Here is an 18,816-nt window from a genome sequence, read left to right on the forward strand (position 1 = left end):
CACCCGGCCGTCACACCCTGCCGCGCCCCGACGATTTCGCGAGAAATTGACGGCGATCGCGACGCTCGAACCCTCGCGATGCTCGAATCGGGCGACCGACCGACATCCACCCGGTGGAACCGTTCCTCCCCTTCCTGCCTTAGATTGTGGACCGTTTGTTCCGCGGTTTCCGGATGATGCGGGAGGAAAACGGGGTGCGGCAGCGCGTCGACGATACCGAGAGCGGATTACGCAGGGATCTCAGCAGCCGACAGGTCGGGATGATCGCCGTGGGCGGGGCGATCGGTACCGGTCTGTTCCTCGGATCCGGGCTGGCGATCTCCATCGCGGGTCCTGCCGTGCTGATCGCCTACGTGGTGGCTGCGCTGGCCGCGCTGGCGCTGGCCTACGCGCTGGCCGAGATGATGGTGGTACACCCCGAGGCCGGTGGTTTCGGAGCCATCGCGCACCGCTATCTCGGTGGAATGGCCGGATTCGTGCAGCGGTGGATCTACTGGGCCGCGCAGGTGGTCAACATCGGCAGCGAGGTAGTCGCGGCCGGGATCTACTTCCGGTTCTGGTACCCCGGGGTGCCGTTGTGGCTGCCGGTGGTGGCCTTCTCCGTGATCATGCTCGTGGTCAACGCGGCGGCCGTGCGCTACTTCGGCGAGTTCGAGTACTGGTTCGCCATGATCAAGGTGGTCACGATCGTGGTATTCATCCTGCTCGGCGCCGTCTACATCGTTTTCGGCCTGCCGGGCGCGTCCGCCACCGGCGTGAGCGCGCTCACCGCGCACGGCGGATTCCTGCCCAACGGCATCGGCGCCGTGTGGCTGGCGCTGACCGTGGTCACCTTCTCCTACCTGGGGACCGAGGCGGTCTCGGTCACGGCCTCGGAATCGCGCAACCCCACCCGCGACGTCCCCCGGGCGGCGCGGGGCATGGTGCTGCGGCTCGCGCTGTTCTACGTGCTCGGCATGCTCGTGATCGTGTCTATCCTGCCGTGGAACAGCTCCTCCGGTGGCGACGAGCTGACGCGGAGCCCGTTCGTGCGGCTGTTCGAGATCGCCGGGGTTCCCGCCGCGGCGGGCGTGATGAACTTCGTGATCCTCACGGCCGCGTTGTCGGCGATGAACACGAATCTCTACGTCACCGCCCGCATGACCTACTCGCTGGCCCGCGACGGCTACGCACCCCGCTGGTTCGCCGGACTCAGCGGGCAGGGCACACCCCGCCGGGCGTTGCTGCTCTCGGCTGTCGGGCTGGCGCTGGCAGCCGCGGTCTCGGCGTTCGCACCGAGTTCGGCGTTCCCGGTGCTGCTGGGCATCGCGCTGTTCGGCGCGCTGCTGACCTGGCTGATCATCTTCGCCAGCCAGCTGGCCTTCCGCCACAAGCGCGCCGCGGCGGGGCTGCCGAGTTCGCCGGTGCGACTGCCCGGAGCCCCGTTCACCACTGTGCTCGCCATGCTCTTCGTGCTCGCGGTGCTGTTGACCACACCGTTCACCGCCCAGTTCGGCATGGCCTGGAAGGCTGGCCTGCCCTTCGTGGCGTTGCTGCTGCTGGCCTACTGGCTGATCCGGCGCCGGGAGAGCCGCCGGGCCGGCGAGCCACACGCGGACGTCTGACGCACGGCGGGCGGTGGTTCAGGCCGAGCCGATGTGGTCGCGCGGGGTGAACGAGATCGCGGGCAGCGTCCGCGCCAGTTCCGCCCGGCCCTCGGCGGTCAGCAGCGGCCAGCCGGTCGCCCTGGCCAGCACCCGCGCCACGTGGGGGTGTCTGCGTACGTAACCGGCCAGCAGATCGGCGGTTTCGGACTCGTCGAGCACACGTTGCCGCGGATACCGGTAGTGCTGCCTGCCGACCCGGACCTCCACGGCCGGTGAGCTGGTGATGTTGCGGTACCACTGGGACCTGTCGCCCCAGCCGGAGACCACCACCACCTCACCGGAGTCCGGTCGGTACCGCGCCACTTCGAGCACCGTCTCCCGCAGCACTCCGCTGTTGCGACCACGGTGAACCAGGTACAGGAACCGGTGGCCGAGCAGCCAGCCGAGATCCCTGCGGTACAGCCGGACGGGGGCCCGCAGTATTCCGCGCAGTAGCCCGCTGGGGCCGTGTTGTGTGATGGGCACTTCCCGCCTCCGTCCGTTCGGTTTCGCTCGTCGGAAACGCTTCGCGGTGCCTCGGAGAACGGTTCGGTCACCGGGACACTTCGTGACCTTCCGCCTCGCGGCCGGTGGTTTCCACCGGGGAGCACCGCCCTCGCCCTACCCGAGGGCTATCATCCGATTGTGTCGAACCAGCCCATGATCGCGCCGTCCATCCTGTCCGCGGACTTCGCAAGGCTCTCCGAGGAGATGGCCGCTGTCGGCGGCCCCGGTCGCGGGGCCGACTGGCTGCACGTCGACGTTATGGACGCACACTTCGTTCCCAACCTCACGCTCGGCCTGCCGGTCGTCGAGTCGCTGCTGCGCAGTACCGGCACGCCGCTCGACTGCCACCTCATGATCGACGCCCCCGATCGCTGGGCGCCGGGCTACGCCGAAGCCGGTGCGTACAACGTCACCGTGCACGCCGAAGCCGCCGAGGACCCGGTGGCGCTGGCCAAGAACCTGCGTGCGGCCGGTGCGACCGCCGGGCTGTCCGTCAAACCCGATACGCCGCTGGAGTCCTACACCGACGTGCTCAAACACTACGACACCCTGCTGGTGATGTCGGTGGAACCGGGATTCGGCGGCCAGAAGTTCATCGAGCGGGTACTCGAGAAGGTCCGGACGGCACGCCGCATGGTCGACACCGGTCATCTCAATCTGCTCGTCGAGATCGACGGCGGCATCAACAGCGACACGATCGAACAAGCAGCCGAGGCGGGCGTGGACTGCTTCGTGGCCGGGTCGGCCGTCTACGGGGCCGAGGACCCCGTCCGCGCGGTCGAGGGCCTGCGTGCCCAGGCACGGGACGCATCGGCGCACGGTTCCGCATGAGCGGTTCGGACTGGTCCCGCGAGCCGGAGATCCTCGACGCCATGCGCCAGGCCGCCGAGCTCGGGCAGCGCGTACTCGGCAGCACCAGCCCCAACCCGGCGGTGGGCTGCGTGGTGCTGGACCGGCACGGGAACCTCGCCGGAACCGGGGCCACACGCCCCGCCGGTGGGGAACACGCCGAGGTCCTGGCGCTGCGGGAAGCCGGTGCGGCCGCTGTCGACGGCACGGCCGTGGTGACGCTGGAACCGTGTGCCCACACCGGCAGGACAGGCGCCTGCGCGGTGGCGCTGCGGGAGGCGGGCATCACCAGGGTGGCCTACGCGGTGGCCGACCCCAACCCGAGCGCCTCCGGGGGTGCTGCCCTGCTCCGCGAGGCCGGGGTGGACGTCGTCGGCGGCGTCGACGAGCAGGAGGTCGCCACCGGGGCGCTACGCCCCTGGCTGCACCGCACGCGAACCGGCCTTCCTCATGTGACCTGGAAGTACGCCGCGAGTCTCGACGGTCGTTCGGCCGCCTCCGACGGTACGAGCCAGTGGATAAGCTCCGAGCCCTCGCGTGCCGAGGTGCACCGCATCCGGGCACACCGCGACGCCGTGCTCGTCGGCACCGGCACCGTGCTGGCCGACGATCCGAGGCTGACCGCCAGGGACGAGCAGGGTGTCGCGCTGCCGGAACAACCGCTGCGGGTGGTCGTGGGTGATCGCGATATCCCGGAGTCGGCCAAGGTGCTCGACGACTCCGCCCCCACGATCCGGTTCGCGGGTGGTGATCCGGACCGGGTGCTGCGCTCACTGGCCGAACGGGGGGTGACGGCGGTGCTGCTGGAGGGTGGACCGACCCTGGCCGGGGCGTTCCTGCGTGCCGGACGGATCGACCTCGTGGAGGCCTTCGTGGCGCCCGCTCTACTCGGCTCGGGAAGTGCCGCGCTCGGCGACGCCGGGGTGGCGAGTATCTCGCAGGCGTGGCGCTTTCACTTCGAACGGGTCAGGATGTGCGGGCGGGACGTGTGGATCAGCGCTGTTCCGTCCGAGGGCTAAAGTGGGGGCAACGACCGCGGTTCGCTACGTCGTACGGGTAATGACTTCTCACTCGGAACACGTTGGGTACGGTTACCCCACGGGAAATCTCCCTACCGACGTCCCCCGAACGGCCGATTGGAACGCCCAAAGGAGGGTGCCACGTGTTCACCGGGATCGTGGAGGAACTCGGGGAGCTCGTCGCGGTCGAGCGATCCTCCGACGGCGCCCGACTCTCGCTGGCCGCCTCGGTGGTAACCGGTGACGCCTCGCCGGGCGATTCCATCGCCGTCAACGGAGTCTGCCTGACCGTGGTGCGGCTGACCGAGCACGGCTTCGACGTCGACGTCGTCGACGAAACCCTGCGCCGCTCCACACTGGGGAATCTCGCCACGGGCGACCGGGTGAACCTGGAACGTGCCATGGCGCTCGGCGACCGGCTCGGCGGGCACATCGTGCAGGGCCACGTCGACGACACCGCGACCCTCCTCGCGGCCGATGCCGACGGCCGCACCGAGTTCTCACTTCCACCCCACCTGGCGCATTACCTGGTGGAGAAGGGCTCCATCACCGTGGACGGGATCTCGCTGACCGTCGCCGGGCTCACCGAGGACGGTTTCAGCGTGGCCCTGATCCCCACCACCCTGGAAGTGACCACCCTGGGGCTGCGCTCACCCGGCGATCGGGTCAACATCGAAGTCGACGCGCTCGCCAAACACGTGGAGCGGCTGATGGCCCCACAACTCGACCGGCTCACCCGCACGGGAGCACCGCGTGCGGCGGACAATGGTGACAGTAGGGAGCAGGCGCGGTGAGTTCGAACGATTCCGTCCCGGACGGCCCCCCGGACAGCAGGGACGCCGAGCAAGTCGGCAACACGGCTTTCGCCGACATCGAGCGGGCACTGGCCGACATTGCCGCGGGCAGGCCGGTGGTCGTGGTCGACGACGAGGACCGGGAGAACGAGGGTGACCTGATCTTCGCCGCGGAGCTGGCCAGCCCGGAGCTGCTGGCGTTCATGGTCCGTTACACCTCGGGATACGTTTGCACCGCGCTGACCGGCGAGGACTGCGAGCGGCTCAACCTGCCCCCCATGTACCACGCCAACCAGGACCTGCGCGGTACCGCCTACACCGTCACCGTGGACGCCGCCTCCGGCGTGGGTACCGGCATCTCGGCCTCCGACCGCGCCCACACCATCAACGTGCTGGCCGCGCCCGACTCCACGGCCGAGGACCTCAACCGGCCGGGACACGTGGTGCCGCTGCGTGCCCAGGAGGGCGGGGTGCTGCGCCGCTCCGGCCACACCGAGGCCGCCGTCGACCTCGCGCGCCTGGCCGGGCTGCGCCCCGCCGGGGTGCTCTGTGAGATCGTCAGCGAAAAGACCGAGGGGGAGATGGCCAAACGCGACGAGCTGGAGGTCTTCGCCGCCGACCACGAGCTCGCGCTGATCACCATCGCCGACCTCATCGCCTACCGCAGGCGGTTCGAGAAGCAGGTGCAGCTGGTAGCCGAGGCACGCATCCCCACCGCGCACGGCACCTTCCGCACCTTCGGCTACGACAGTCTGCTGGACGGGATCGAGCACCTGGCGCTGGTGTACGGCGAGATCGGCGACGGCGAGGACCTGCTGGTGCGGGTGCACTCCGAGTGCCTGACCGGCGACGTGCTCGGCTCGCTGCGCTGCGACTGCGGCCCGCAGCTCGACGCCGCACTGGCCAGGGTGGCCGAGGCGGGCCGGGGCGTGGTGCTCTACATGCGCGGCCACGAGGGCAGGGGCATCGGCCTGATGCACAAGCTGCAGGCGTACCAGCTGCAGGACGCGGGAGCCGACACCGTCGACGCGAACCTGGCGCTGGGCATGGCCGTGGACGGCCGCGACTACGGGCAGGGGGCCCAGATCCTGGCCGATCTCGGTGTCCGCTCGATGCGGCTACTGACCAACAACCCCGACAAACGGGTCGGGCTGGAAAGCTACGGACTGCGTATCGTCGGCCGCGAGCCGCTTCCCATCCGCCCCAACTCGGAGAACCTGCGCTACCTGCGCACCAAACGGGACAGGATGGGACACGAACTGCAGTACCTGGACGAGGGGGAGGACTCCTCGATCGGCGGCGGCTCGGAGGTGACGGCATGAGCGGGGAAGGACGACCGCAGGTCTCGGTGCCCCACGCGCCTGATCTGCGAACGGCGATCGTGGCCATTCGCTGGCACGCGGATATCGCCGAGCAGATGTTGCGACGTGCCCTGCAGGCGGCCGAGCAGGCCGGTACCGCCGAGCCGAAGGTGGTTCGGGCGCCGGGCTCCATGGAACTTCCGGTGGTTTGCCAGCAGCTCACCCACGCCTACGACGCCGTGGTGGCGCTCGGAGTGGTGATTCGCGGCGGAACTCCGCACTTCGACTACGTGTGCGAGTCGGTGACATCGGGGCTGACCCGGGTCGCCCTGGACGAGTCCACCGCTGTCGGAAACGGTGTGCTGACCGTGGACAGTCGCGAGCAGGCGACGCTGCGCGCCGGGTTCGACGACTCGCTCGAGGACAAGGGTTTCGAGGCCACCGCGGCCGCGCTGGAGACCGCGCTGGTGCTGCGTGAACTCCGGGGTGACTACAGCAGCGAGCGAGGTTTCCTGTGAGCACCTCGGCGGGTACCGACAGTTTCGTGCAGGTGCGCCCCAAGCGGGTGCGCAACGTGGCCGTGCCCGCCGCGCTCGTGGTGTTCGTGGTCTGCGGCGTGGCCGCCGTGATGCTGCGCCGCACCTCGACCGGCTTGCTGCTGACGGTCTCCGACCAGGTGGCCATGGTCGGCATCGGCGCGGTGCTGGCCGGGCTCATCCTGCTGTCGATCAGGCCGCGACTCCGTGCCGACGCGAACGGCGTGGAGGTGCGTAACTCGATCCTGACCCACCGCTACGCCTGGTCCGACGTGCGGGGAGTGAGCTTTCCCGAAGGGGCCAACTGCGCGCGGCTGGAACTGCCCGACGACGAGTACGAGTCCATCTCCGCGATCCAGTCCTTCGACGGGGAGCACGCGGTGCGCGCCATGCGGGACCTACGTGCCCTGCGGCGGGAGATCGGCCACATTGATGGGTGATTACTCCCCGTCCAGCCCGTAGGGGGGCGGGTGGCGGAACCTCTCGCACGGCTCTCGCTGCGGTTCCCCCGACATCGGGTAGGTACTACACAACGTCGGGGGCGTCCTCGCGAGAGCCGCCCGGGAGAACCCGCGGCGGTGCCGATTGCGAGGGTGGTATCGGCGCTGTCGCGCCGATGAATGGTGTGCGGTTCGGCAGTGTCGGAGCTGAAGCACACCGACAACTCGCGTGGGGAATTCCTGTGCACCCACCGCGTGTGCCGTCGTTCGCCGATGCGCGAGAATGAGCACGGTGACATCGAATCGGTCGCCGCGCACACGGTGAGGGGAGAGATCGTGAGCTTGGCTCAGGAGCGCAACCTGCGGTTGGTCCGTGCCGACGAGACGGCCGGGCCGCACGTTCGGCTCGGGGACATCCGACTCCGCAACCGGCTGGTGACCTCTTCGAGCATACTCGGCTACGGCGTGGCCAACTCCAAGCTCATCCCCTACGGCATGAGCCCTGTCTCGCAGTTCGTGCCGCTGGACCGGTTCGGCGCCATAACCACCCGCACGGTCACCGTCGAGCCCCGTGAGGGGCACTTCACCACCCGCGACGTCTGGCCGCTGCGGGAGCTGCCCGGCCTGCTGAAACGCTACGGCAGGGCGCTGCAGCGGGTCGACGGCGGTTGGCTCAACGCCTTCGGCTGGTGCAACGTGGGCATCGACTCCTACCTGCGGGACTACTACCCGCGCACCCGCGGGCAGAACACGATCATCTCGGTCGGGGGATTCTCCACCGAGGAGTTCACCACGCTGGTGGACAAGATCAACAACGCTGTTCCGGCGGGCGACATCGCGGCGGTGGAGTTCAACGTCTCCTGCCACAACGTCAACTTCGACTTCAACGCGATCATCGAATCGGTGCTCGCCGAGGCGGTACCGCGCAGCAACCACCCGGTGATCCTCAAACTCTCGCCGGACTACGACTACCTGCAGCACGCCAAGCTGGCCGCGCGGCACGGCGTGTCGGCGCTGACCGCCATCAACACCGTCAAGGGACTGCGGCTGGATCCGGAGACCGGGAACCCGCTGTTGGCCAACGGTTTCGGCGGGCTCTCCGGGCGGGCGATCAAACCGATCGGGCTGCGGGTGGTCTCCGAGCTGCGCGACGCCGGTGTGACCCTGCCGATCATCGCCACCGGCGGCATCCGTAACTTCGACGACTGCCGGGAGTACTTCTGGGCCGGGGCCGACGCCGTGAGCCTCGGCAGCGCCGGTTGGTTCGCCAGCTACCCGGGCTACGCGCTCTCCCCGCTGTACGCGCTGCGTATCAGGGCGCTGCTGCGGCGGATCGAGAACTACCGTCCCCCGAGGCGCTGAGTTCCCGAGGGTCAGCTGAGTGCTGGGTAAGTCGGGTGTGGTCCTCCGCTGCGGGCACCGCAGCACGAGGTGCCTGCCCACCCCCTCAGAGCTCGATGTCGGTTCCGGACCACTTGTCGGCGTAGGTGATGTGTAGCTGGCTGTCCTCGCGAGGATCCTCGTGAAAGCGAAGCTCGTTGCACTGGTGCGCTTCGCCCGTCAGGGAGCGCATTCTGGGGCCTCTCGTCGCGAGTTCCAGGAACCACGTGCTCAGCTCCCGGAACAGCGGTGCGTTTCCGGTGAGCAGCAGTGTTTCCGCGTGTACGTGCTGCCGCAGCGGGTTCTGGTCCATCCAGTGCTCCTCGAAGGGAAGCACGTTCTCCTCGTCCGGAACATCACTCGCGGGAATTTCGGCCGTCTCCGGCCTGCCGTCGTCCAACCGGGCACGCACCTCCTTCCATCGCGAAGGGCGGAACTGCAGACCGCGATGCAGCAACAGCAGGTCCAGCTGCGGTTCGTCCGTAGCCAGCGGACAGCACCACTCGATGCATCGCGGCCAGCACTGCGGCGTGACCGGTGTCGGCCTGCCCCGCAGCGGGAAGTGCACCAGCGATCGTGGTGATCGCGCGGCCAGCAGCCATGCCATGCCGATCCGGTGGGCGGCGCGGGCGTCGAGCCGCATGTCGAACTCACCTTCTCGGTTCCTGAAGTCCCGCAGCACCACGTTCGGCGGGATGGGTCTGGGCCGGATCACCCGGTAGGAGTGCTTGCCGAGCCGCGCCCGGTGCACCGTGATCGGAAGTCGCATCCCGCGAATTCTTCCCCGGACCACGCGCTGTTGTCGTCCTGATTTTGATGGGCACTCCCTCGGCGGAACCTCTCGCGGCCTTCCGAAGCCCCGTCAATTTCCCAAGAAATCGCCGCGCCCTGTCGACGTGGGCCGAAACCCAACCACTCTCGCAGCAGGACCGACGGCGGGTTCTCTCGTGGTGCTCTCGCGAGGAAGGCCCGACGTGGCGTAGGTGCCTACTCGATGTCGGGTCTCCCCGCAGCGAGAGCCCGCGAGAGGTTCCGCCACCCGAACCGCCTACGCAAACAGAGTTCGCGCCTCCCAACAACGACCGGCTTGGTCAAGAGGGGGGTAACTGCACGTAGGCTGGGGGCGTGGCCGATCCGTCCACCTACCGACCAGCTCCCGGCACCATCCCGGACTCTCCGGGTGTGTACCGCTTCCACGACGGCGATGGCCGCGTGATCTACGTCGGCAAGGCGAAGAGTCTACGCAGCAGACTCTCGTCCTACTTCGCCGACCTCGCCGCGCTGCATCCGCGCACCCGCCAGATGGTGACCACCGCCACCGGGGTGCACTGGACCGTGGTCAACACCGAGGTGGAGGCGCTGCAGCTGGAGTACTCCTGGATCAAGGAGTTCGACCCACGCTTCAACGTCCGCTACCGCGACGACAAGTCCTACCCAGTGCTGGCGGTCACGCTGCACGAGGAGTTCCCCCGGCTGCACGTCTACCGCGGTCCCCGGCGCAAGGGGGTGCGCTACTTCGGGCCCTACCCGCACGCCTGGGCCATCCGCGACACCCTGGACACGCTGCTGCGGGTGTTTCCCGCCCGCACCTGTTCCAACAACGTGTTCAAGCGCCACGCCCAGATGGGCAGGCCTTGCCTGCTCGGCTACATCGACAAGTGCTCGGCCCCCTGCGTGGGCAGGGTGGAGGCCGACGAGCACCGCCGCATCGTGGACGAGTTCTGCGACTTTCTGGCAGGCCGCACCGACGCGATGACGCGCAGGCTGCGGGAGCGGATGGAGCAGGCCTCCGAACAGCTCGATTTCGAACGCGCCGCCAGGCTGCGCGACGACCTGGAGGCGCTGCGCCGCGCGATGGAGAAACAGGCCGTGGTGCTCGGGGACGGTACCGACGCCGACGTGGCGGCCTTCGCCGAGGACGAACTCGCCGCCGCCGTGCAGGTCTTCCACGTGCGCGGCGGCCGGGTGCGCGGCCAGCGCGGCTGGGTCATCGACAAGGTGGAGCGCACCGAGACCGCCGAGCTGGTCGAACATTTCCTGACCCAGTTCTACGGCGAGCAGGCAGCGCTGGCCGATCAGGCCGACGCGGGCGGCACACCGGTGCCCCGCGAGGTGCTGGTTCCCGAGCTGCCGGAGGACTCCGAGGCGGTGGCGCAGTGGCTCGGCAGGCTGCGCGGCAGCAAGGTGGGATTGCGTGTCCCGCAGCGGGGTGACAAACGAACGCTGCTGGAGACGGTGCGCACCAACGCGCAGGAGGCGTTCAAGCAGTACAAGCTGCGCAGGGCGGGGGACATCAACGCCCGCTCGGCGGCGTTGCAGGAGCTGCAGGACTCGCTCGGGCTGGACAGCGCGCCGCTGCGGATCGAGTGCGTGGACGTCAGCCACGTGCAGGGCAGTGATGTGGTCGCCTCGCTGGTCGTCTTCGAGGACGGGGTGGCCCGCAAGTCCGAGTACCGGCGGTTCTCCGTGCGGGGCGGTGGTGAGGGCGGGGACACCGCCGCCATGGCCGAGGTGGTTCGACGCAGGTTCAACCGGTACCTGCGCGAGACCGGCGCCGAGCAGCCCGAGCAGGTGCCTGACTCCTCGGCGGAGGCCGTGGACGCGAGCCCTGTCGCGAACACCGGCTCTCTCCCGGGCACCGGCTCGGTCGAGGTGACCGACGGTGCCGAGGTGGGTGAGGGCACCGGTGAGAGCCACGGCACGGGGGAGAGCCACGGCACGGGGGAGAGCCAGGGGCTCGATTCCACGGGGCACGAGCAGTCCCCGGGGGTGGATCCCGAGACCGGCAAACCCCGCAAGTTCGCCTACCCGCCCAACCTGCTGGTGGTCGACGGTGGGGCGCCGCAGGCCAACGCCGCCGCCGACGAGCTGGCCGAGCTCGGCATCACCGATGTCGCCGTGATCGGGCTGGCCAAACGCCTGGAGGAGGTGTGGTTGCCCGCCGAACCGGAGCCACTGGTCCTCTCCAGGACCAGCGAGGCGCTCTACCTGCTGCAGCGGGTCCGGGACGAGGCGCACCGCTTCGCGATCGCCTACCACCGCAAGCAGCGGTCCAAGCGGATGACCGACTCCGAACTGGACGCCGTGCCGGGGTTGGGGCAGGTGAAGAAGAAGGCGTTGCTCAAGCACTTCGGGTCGCTGCGCAAGATCCGGGCTGCCACGATCGAGGAAATCAGCGCCGTACCGGGTTTCGGCAGGCGAACGGCCGAGGCGGTGCACGGTGCGTTGTCCGGTGCGGCGGAGACCGGCGCCGCGTCGGATGCGGCTGGCTCGGACGCAGCGGGGTCGGATGCGGCGGGGTCGGATGCGGCGGGGACCGAAACCGTGGCGAACGAAGCCACCGGAACCGGATCCTCGGGGAAGGTGGCCGGGTCGTCGGATTCCGGCGATTCACAGGGACGGAACATTTCCAGCACCGTCACGGAACCGACGGGCGATGTCCGGGGATCCGAACCGGGCACCGCGAGGAACCGCGACGGTACAGCAGGGGGTTGAACAGTGACCGAAGAACACGGCGGCATCGAGGTGGCGGTCGTCAGCGGCTTGTCCGGGGCGGGCCGCAGCACCGCCGCGAAGTGCCTGGAGGATCTGGGCTGGTTCGTGGTGGACAACCTGCCCCCCGAACTGATCTCGACCATGGTCGAACTCGGTGCGCGTTCCAGTGACGCCATAACCCGGGTGGCCGTGGTCATGGACGTCCGCAGCCGGGCCTTCACCGAGGATCTCGGTTCGGTGATCAAGGATCTCGACGCGCGTGGCTACAAGCCGAAAGTGCTGTTCCTGGAAGCCACCGACGAGGTGCTGGTCCGCCGGTTCGAACAGGTCCGGCGCGGTCATCCCCTGCAGGGCCAGGGCAGGCTCGCCGACGGCATAGCCGCCGAGCGTTCGCTGCTGTCCAAGCTCCGTGCCGAGGCCGATCTCGTGCTGGACACCACGGGCCTGTCGGTGCACCAGCTGCGGAGCAAGATCGAGGACGCGTTCGGGACCGAGGCGGGTACCAGAACGCAGGTGACCGTGCTCTCCTTCGGCTACAAGTACGGCCTGCCGATGGACGCCGATCTGGTCATGGACTGCCGCTTCCTGCCCAATCCGTTCTGGATACCGGAGTTGCGCGAGTTCAACGGCAACGACGACGAGGTGCGCAACTACGTGCTGGGGCAGGAGGGGGCCGAGGAGTTCCTCGACAACTACCAGCGGTTGTTGCGGCTGGTGGGAACCGGCTACCAGCGCGAGGGCAAGCGCTACCTGACCCTGGCGATGGGCTGCACCGGCGGCAAGCACCGCAGCGTGGTGCTCACCGAGGAGCTGGCCCGACGACTTTCCGATGACGACGGGATGACCGTCAAGACGGTGCACCGTGATCTGGGACGTGAGTGAGGGTCCCATCGCGGTCGTCCGAGCGGCGTCCCGGATCGGTCGGGCCGGGAAGGAGCCGGGGATCACCACGTCCCGGGCGATGAGCACGTCACATCTCGCTGTCTCGTGTTTCGTTGTCTCGGGTGTCGCCCGATCGTGAGCCGCGGTTAAGTGCTCGGCGCGGCCCGTGAACCCGGCGCGCTACCGGGTTGTCGATCGGTTCGTTCGAGGGTGGAAGGGAGCAGCGTGGAGACCAGTGGTACGACCACGTGGCCGGATCGGCCGCGTGCCGTCGCCCTCGGAGGCGGACGGGGCTTACAGGTGAGCCTGGCCGCGTTGCGGCGAATAACCACCGACATCACGGCCGTGGTGACCGTCGCCGACGACGGTGGTTCCTCGGGCAGGTTGCGTCGCGAGCTCGGCATGCTGCCGCCGGGTGATCTCCGCAAGGCGCTGTCGGCGCTGGCGGGCGACTCGGGGTCGAGCCACACCTGGGCGCGACTGTTCGAGCACCGCTTCGGGGGCAACGGCGCGCTGGCGGGCCACGCGGTCGGCAATCTGCTGTTCGCGGGGCTGCTGGAGGTGTTGGGCGATCCGATAGCCGTGCTGGACGAGGCGTGCCGACTGCTGGACGTGCGGGGGCGCGTACTGCCGATGTCCGCGGAGCCGCTGGACATGGAGGCCGATGTCACCGGGCTGGACGAGGATCCCGCCGCGGTGCGCACGATCCGGGGCCAGGTGGCCATCGCCAGTACGCCGGGCCGGGTGCGCCGGGTGCGGCTCAACGCGGTCAACGGGCAGCGGCACGAGCCGCGTGCCGCTCCCGAGGCGGTACAGGCGGTGCTGGACGCCGACGTGGTGCTGTTGGGGCCCGGTTCCTGGTTCACCAGTGTGCTGCCGCATCTGCTGGTTCCCGAGTTGCGCGACGCGTTGGTCAACACTTCTGCTCAGCGGATCGTGGTACTCAATCTTGTCCCGCAACCGGGTGAAACAGCGGACTTCTCACCGGAACAACACCTGGACGTGATCTCCGAACACGAGCCAAAACTGCGGGTAGACGCGGTATTGGCCGATTCCGAAGCGGTACCGACGCCGGATCGGCTTCGTGCTGCGGCGACCGGACTTGGTGCGCAGACTTTGCTTGATCGAGTCGCTGCCGCACCCGGTTCGGCGAAGCACGAACCGGATGCTCTCGCGGCGAGTCTGAAAGCCGCACTGGAGAGGAGGACGGACCGGTGGCTATGACCGCGGCGGTCAAAGACGAACTGAGCAGGTTGCCGACGACCAAGGCGTGCTGCCGCAGAGCCGAGGTGTCCTCGCTGCTGCGTTTCGCGGGCGGGTTGCACCTCGTCGGTGGGCGTGTGGTGGTGGAGGCCGAACTCGACTCCGGTTCCACCGCGCGCAGATTGCGGCGCGAGCTGCACGAGCTCTACGGCTATCACTCCGACGTGCACGTGATCACCTCCGGCGGGCTTCGCAAGGGAACCCGCTACGTGGTGCGTGTCGTGCGCGACGGTGAAGGCCTGGCCCGGCAGACCGGGTTGCTCGACCCGCGCGGCCGCCCGGTGCGGGGCCTGCCCTCGCACGTGGTCTCGGGTGGCGTGTGCGACGCGGAGTCCGCCTGGCGGGGCGCGTTCCTGGCGCACGGTTCGTTGACCGAACCCGGCCGCTCCTCGGCGATGGAGGTCACGTGCCCCGGCCCGGAGGCCGCGTTGGCGCTGGTCGGAGCGGCCCGTCGGCTGGAGGTCCAGGCGCGTTCCCGCGAGGTGCGCGGCACCGATCGGGTCGTGGTCCGCGACGGCGACGCCATCGGGGCGCTGCTGACCCGGCTCGGCGCGCACAACAGCGTGATGACCTGGGAGGAGCGTCGAGTGCGCCGCGAGGTGCGCGCCACGGCCAACCGACTGGCCAATTTCGACGACGCCAACCTGCGGCGTTCCGCGCGTGCCGCCGTGGCTTCCGCCGCGCGGGTGGAACGCGGGCTGGAGCTGCTGGGCAGCTCCGTGCCGGAACACCTGATGGTGGCGGGTAGGCTCCGGCTCGCACACCGGCAGGCCTCGCTGGAGGAGCTCGGTCAGCTCGCCGATCCGCCGATGACCAAGGATGCCGTGGCCGGCCGGATCCGGCGGCTGCTGGCGATGGCCGACAAGCGGGCCAGGGAGCTGAACCTGCCCGACACCGAGTCGGCGGTGACCGCCGAACTGCTCGAGTCCGGTGTGGACGGAATGCTTCGCGAGGAACAGCACGACTGACCGGCGCCCGGCAGGAGAACCACGCGACAGCCAGAGCGGCAGCGGATATTCCGCAGAGTGACTCCCGCGGCCGGCGAACCCCCGATTCGCCGGCCGCGATTCGCCAACCGCGATTCATCGACGGTGACTCCGCGGCAGTGACTCTTCGGCAGCGATTCGACGGAGTTCGGTTTCGCCCGCGCGACGTTACGTCGTATGATGCTTTCGGGTGAGTAACGGTGGTGCGAGTGCTTTCCGGTACTGCTGTTCGTCACCCGTGGAAGTGAATTTCCACCGATGTTTGTGAATCGTTACAGTCGTGTTTCCCATCGGTTCTGTCCGGATCGACCCGTCCCGCGAAGTGGGAAATTCGATGTCGGGCGGCCGTTCGTCCCGGGGCGACGCCGCGGCCCGTCGGCGCGTGAGCCGATGAGTGGCGCGGCGATGTCGTGGTGTGGCGTCTCCCGAGTTCGTAACAGGGGCGAGTCGGGCGATAGGGTCGATGACGAGTCCATATGACCGCCACCTGCCGACGATTCGGCAGGGTAAGTCGCGAGGAGAGATCGGCGTGACCGTTCGCGTAGGTATCAATGGCTTCGGCCGGATCGGACGCAACTTCTGGCGTGCGGCAGTTGCCAGCAAGCACGATATCGAGGTCGTGGCCGCCAATGACCTGGGCGACGTCGCAACCATGGCGCACCTGCTCAAGTACGACAGCGTGCTCGGCCAGGTCCCCGGAGAGGTCACCGTGACCGACGAGGGGATCGAGGTCGGCGGCAAGAGCATCAAGATCCTCGCCGAGAAGGATCCGGGCAAGCTGCCGTGGGGAGACCTCGGTGTCGACGTCGTGGTCGAGTCCACCGGACTGTTCACCAAGGCCGAGGACGCCCGCAGGCACGTGGACGAGGGCGGCGCGAAGAAGGTCATCGTCTCGGCACCCGCCAAGGGCGAGGACCTCACCGTCGTGCTCGGCGTGAACGACGAGTCCTACGACGGCACCCAGACCGTGCTGTCCAACGCCTCGTGCACCACCAACTGCCTGGCCCCGATGGCGAAGGTCCTCAACGACAGCTTCGGCATCGAGCAGGGCATGATGACCACGGTGCACGCCTACACCGCCGACCAGAACCTGCAGGACGGCCCGCACAAGGACCTGCGCAGGGCGCGTGCGGCGGCCGTCAACGTGATCCCCACCAGCACCGGTGCGGCCAAGGCGATCGGCCTGGTGCTGCCCGAGCTCAACGGCAAGCTCGACGGTTACGCCATGCGCGTGCCGGTCCCGACCGGTTCGGTCACCGACCTGACCGCCACCCTCAAGACCAACGCCACCGAGGAGCAGGTCAACGAGGCTTTCAAGGCGGCTGCCGCCGACGGCCAGCTCAAGGGCATCCTCCGCTACACCGAGGAGCCGATCGTTTCCAGCGACATCGTGGGCGACCCCGCCTCCACGATCTTCGACGCGCCGCTGACCAAGGTCATCGGCAACGAGGTCAAGATCGTCGGCTGGTACGACAACGAGTGGGGCTACTCCAACCGCCTGGTGGATCTGGCCGACCTCGTCGGTTCCAAGCTTTCCTGATCTCCCTCGGCCCCCGGGCGACCCCGCCCGGGGGCCGAATTGTCCCATCACCCCTTGTGATCCCTCACCCCTTGTGATTCAGGCGAGGAGCTGCAGGCTTGAAGAATCTCGACGACTTGCTCGGCGAGGGGGTTCGGGGCAGGTACGTCCTGGTGCGTGCCGACCTGAACGTCCCGCTGGACGGCGAAACCATTACAGACGACGGTCGGGTCCGGGCCGCCCTGCCGACGATCGAGAAGTTGACCGGCGCGGGCGCCCGCGTGGTGCTCACCGCCCACCTCGGCAGGCCGGACGGCGCCCCGGACGACCGCTACACGCTCTCCCCGGTGGCGCGCAGGCTCGGTGAGCTGCTGGGCTCCGAGGTCGCGTTGGCCGAGGACGTGGTCGGCAGCTCGGCGCACCAGGTGGTCGGCGGACTGGCCGACGGCGGGGTCGCGGTACTGCAAAACGTGCGTTTCGACCCGCGCGAGACCAGCAAGGACGACGCCGAACGCGGGCAACTCGCCGACGCCCTGGTCGAACTGGTCGGAACCGGGGCCGCCTTCGTCTCGGACGGTTTCGGGGTGGTGCACCGCAAGCAGGCCTCGGTCTACGACCTCGCCACCAGGCTGCCCGCCTACGCCGGGGGGCTGGTGCTCAGCGAGGTCGAGGTGCTGCGCACCCTCACCGGCGACCCGCGCAGGCCCTACGTGGTGATGCTCGGCGGCTCCAAGGTCTCCGACAAGCTCGGCGTCATCAACGCACTGCTGCCCAAGGTGGACCAGCTGGTCATCGGCGGCGGCATGGCCTACACCTTCCTCGCCGCCATGGGCCACTCGGTGGGCGACTCGCTGCTGCAGCAGGACCAGATCGCCACGACGAAGCAGCTGCTCGACGAGCACGGTGACAAGCTGGTGCTGCCGGTAGACGTCGTGGCCGCCGACCGGTTCGCCGCCGACGCGAACACACAGGTCGTGCCGTCCGACTCGATCCCGCAGGGCTGGCAGGGCCTGGACATCGGCCCGCGCACCGTGGAGCGCTACGCCGAGATCCTCGGTTCGGCCGCCACGGTGTTCTGGAACGGCCCCGCCGGTGTGTTCGAGTTCCCCGCCTTCGCCGAGGGCACCAGGGGCGTCGCGCGAGCCGTCGCCGATTCCGAGTCGTTCAGCGTCGTGGGCGGCGGCGACTCCGCCGCCGCGGTGCGCACGCTCGGACTGGACGAGCAGCGGTTCTCGCACATCTCCACCGGTGGTGGGGCTTCACTGGAGTTCCTGGAGGGCAAGGACCTGCCGGGAGTGGCCGTACTGGAGGGTCGGGCATGAGCAAGTCCAGGCAGCCGCTGCTGGCGGGCAACTGGAAGATGAACCTCAACCACCTCGAGGCGATCGCGCTGGTGCAGAAGATCGCCTTCGCCCTGCCGGAGAAGTACTTCGACAAGGTCGAGGTGGCCGTGATCCCGCCGTTCACCGATCTGCGCAGCGTGCAGACCCTGATCGACGGCGACAAGCTGCTGCTGCGCCACGGTGCGCAGGACGTTTCGCAGCACGACTCCGGTGCCTACACCGGTGACGTGTCGGCTCCCATGCTGGCCAAGCTCGGCTGTGACTACGTCGTCGTCGGCCACTCGGAGCGCCGCGAGCACCACGGCGAGACCGACGAGCTGATCAACCGCAAGGTCCGCGCCATCCTCAAGCACGAGATGTCGCCGATCCTGTGCGTCGGTGAGGGCTCGGACGTGCGGGAGGCGGGCGATCACGTCTCGTACTGCACGAACCAGCTCATCGAGGGGCTCAAGGGGCTCAAGCAGGAGCAGGTGCGCCGTGCGGTGATCGCTTACGAGCCGGTCTGGGCCATCGGCACCGGCAAGGTGGCCACCGCCGAGGACGCCCAGGAGGTCTGCGGGGCGCTGCGTGCCGCGCTGACCGACAAGTACGGCGCCGAGATCGCCGAGGAGGTGCGCGTGCTCTACGGCGGTTCGGTCAAGTCCAGCAACATCGCCGACCTGGTCGGCCGGGACGACGTGGACGGCGCGCTGGTCGGCGGTGCCAGTCTCAACGGCGACGAGTTCGCCAAGATGAGCGCGCTGGCCGCGGGCGGACCGCTGCCCTGATCCGTTCCCGAGCACGTTCGGGAGTCCCGGCGCGAAATGTCAGGGTTGCCGGGCGGCGTGGCGATTTCGCGAGAAATTGACGCCGCCCGGGATCCAGGGGCGGGAGAACC

At 68.9% G+C, this 18,816-nt stretch carries 17 protein-coding genes; 15 read left to right on the forward strand and 2 right to left on the reverse strand.

The genetic code is table 11. The annotated features are described in order from the left end of the window. The first annotated feature begins 173 nt into the window (after positions 1-173). Entirely contained in the window at positions 174-1,604 is a 1,431-nt protein-coding gene (locus ACOQFL_RS01480) for an amino acid permease (RefSeq protein ID WP_435542257.1), read from the forward strand. A gap of 18 nt (positions 1,605-1,622) precedes the next feature. On the opposite strand, the gene ACOQFL_RS01485 is transcribed toward ACOQFL_RS01480, so the two are convergent. Further along, positions 1,623-2,111, reverse strand: a complete 489-nt coding sequence (locus ACOQFL_RS01485) for a nitroreductase family deazaflavin-dependent oxidoreductase (RefSeq protein ID WP_435542258.1) — start codon at positions 2,109-2,111, stop codon at positions 1,623-1,625. A gap of 174 nt (positions 2,112-2,285) precedes the next feature. Between ACOQFL_RS01485 and rpe the strand changes: the two genes are divergently transcribed. The 7 genes from rpe (at position 2,286) to ACOQFL_RS01520 (ending at position 8,433) form a co-directional block, all read left to right on the forward strand. Then, positions 2,286-2,963 carry a ribulose-phosphate 3-epimerase gene (gene rpe, locus ACOQFL_RS01490; protein ID WP_435542460.1) on the forward strand — a complete coding sequence of 226 codons (678 nt, stop codon included), beginning with the start codon at positions 2,286-2,288 and terminating at the stop codon, positions 2,961-2,963. After that, a complete protein-coding gene (ribD, locus tag ACOQFL_RS01495) occupies positions 2,960-4,000 on the forward strand; it encodes a bifunctional diaminohydroxyphosphoribosylaminopyrimidine deaminase/5-amino-6-(5-phosphoribosylamino)uracil reductase RibD (protein ID WP_435542259.1) in 1,041 nt (346 codons plus the stop codon). Before rpe ends, ribD begins: the two co-directional genes overlap by 4 nt. A 143-nt stretch (positions 4,001-4,143) precedes the next feature. Continuing rightward, positions 4,144-4,794, forward strand: a complete 651-nt coding sequence (locus tag ACOQFL_RS01500; RefSeq protein WP_435542260.1) for a riboflavin synthase — start codon at positions 4,144-4,146, stop codon at positions 4,792-4,794. Beyond that, positions 4,791-6,116 carry a bifunctional 3,4-dihydroxy-2-butanone-4-phosphate synthase/GTP cyclohydrolase II gene (locus tag ACOQFL_RS01505; protein WP_435542261.1) on the forward strand — a complete coding sequence of 442 codons (1,326 nt, stop codon included), beginning with the start codon at positions 4,791-4,793 and terminating at the stop codon, positions 6,114-6,116. The genes ACOQFL_RS01500 and ACOQFL_RS01505 overlap by 4 nt, the downstream gene beginning before the upstream one ends. Further along, positions 6,113-6,613, forward strand: a complete 501-nt coding sequence (gene ribH, locus ACOQFL_RS01510) for a 6,7-dimethyl-8-ribityllumazine synthase (protein ID WP_435542262.1) — start codon at positions 6,113-6,115, stop codon at positions 6,611-6,613. Before ACOQFL_RS01505 ends, ribH begins: the two co-directional genes overlap by 4 nt. Then, a complete protein-coding gene (locus tag ACOQFL_RS01515; protein WP_435542263.1) occupies positions 6,610-7,071 on the forward strand; it encodes a PH domain-containing protein in 462 nt (153 codons plus the stop codon). The genes ribH and ACOQFL_RS01515 overlap by 4 nt, the downstream gene beginning before the upstream one ends. A gap of 336 nt (positions 7,072-7,407) precedes the next feature. After that, a complete protein-coding gene (locus ACOQFL_RS01520) occupies positions 7,408-8,433 on the forward strand; it encodes a beta/alpha barrel domain-containing protein (RefSeq protein ID WP_435542264.1) in 1,026 nt (341 codons plus the stop codon). 85 nt (positions 8,434-8,518) lie between these two features. On the opposite strand, the gene ACOQFL_RS01525 is transcribed toward ACOQFL_RS01520, so the two are convergent. Continuing rightward, positions 8,519-9,220 carry a hypothetical protein gene (locus ACOQFL_RS01525; protein WP_435542265.1) on the reverse strand — a complete coding sequence of 234 codons (702 nt, stop codon included), beginning with the start codon at positions 9,218-9,220 and terminating at the stop codon, positions 8,519-8,521. A 356-nt stretch (positions 9,221-9,576) separates the two neighbouring features. Here ACOQFL_RS01525 and uvrC point away from each other — a divergent pair, with 356 nt between their 5' ends. The 7 genes from uvrC to tpiA all read left to right on the forward strand — a co-directional run bounded on the left by uvrC (position 9,577) and on the right by tpiA (position 18,706). Continuing rightward, on the forward strand, positions 9,577-11,946 hold the full coding sequence (gene uvrC, locus ACOQFL_RS01530; RefSeq protein WP_435542266.1) for an excinuclease ABC subunit UvrC: 2,370 nt from the start codon (positions 9,577-9,579) through the stop codon (positions 11,944-11,946). 3 nt (positions 11,947-11,949) lie between these two features. Then, positions 11,950-12,828, forward strand: a complete 879-nt coding sequence (rapZ, locus tag ACOQFL_RS01535; protein ID WP_435542267.1) for an RNase adapter RapZ — start codon at positions 11,950-11,952, stop codon at positions 12,826-12,828. Positions 12,829-13,053: 225 nt separating this feature from the next. Continuing rightward, on the forward strand, positions 13,054-14,052 hold the full coding sequence (locus ACOQFL_RS01540) for a gluconeogenesis factor YvcK family protein (protein ID WP_435542268.1): 999 nt from the start codon (positions 13,054-13,056) through the stop codon (positions 14,050-14,052). Beyond that, positions 14,043-15,059 (forward strand): DNA-binding protein WhiA, encoded by a 1,017-nt coding sequence (whiA, locus tag ACOQFL_RS01545; RefSeq protein ID WP_435542269.1) that lies wholly within the window; start codon positions 14,043-14,045, stop codon positions 15,057-15,059. Before ACOQFL_RS01540 ends, whiA begins: the two co-directional genes overlap by 10 nt. Positions 15,060-15,606: 547 nt before the next feature. Then, entirely contained in the window at positions 15,607-16,617 is a 1,011-nt protein-coding gene (gene gap, locus ACOQFL_RS01550) for a type I glyceraldehyde-3-phosphate dehydrogenase (protein WP_092627634.1), read from the forward strand. A 98-nt stretch (positions 16,618-16,715) separates the two neighbouring features. Further along, positions 16,716-17,918, forward strand: coding sequence for a phosphoglycerate kinase (locus tag ACOQFL_RS01555; protein WP_435542270.1), 1,203 nt, complete (start codon positions 16,716-16,718; stop codon positions 17,916-17,918). Next, positions 17,915-18,706, forward strand: a complete 792-nt coding sequence (gene tpiA / locus ACOQFL_RS01560) for a triose-phosphate isomerase (protein WP_435542271.1) — start codon at positions 17,915-17,917, stop codon at positions 18,704-18,706. The genes ACOQFL_RS01555 and tpiA overlap by 4 nt, the downstream gene beginning before the upstream one ends. The last annotated feature ends 110 nt before the right edge of the window (positions 18,707-18,816 follow it).

It is taken from the genome of Actinopolyspora sabaoui, from assembly GCF_051225635.1.
Taxonomy (GTDB): Bacteria; Actinomycetota; Actinomycetes; order Mycobacteriales; family Pseudonocardiaceae; genus Actinopolyspora.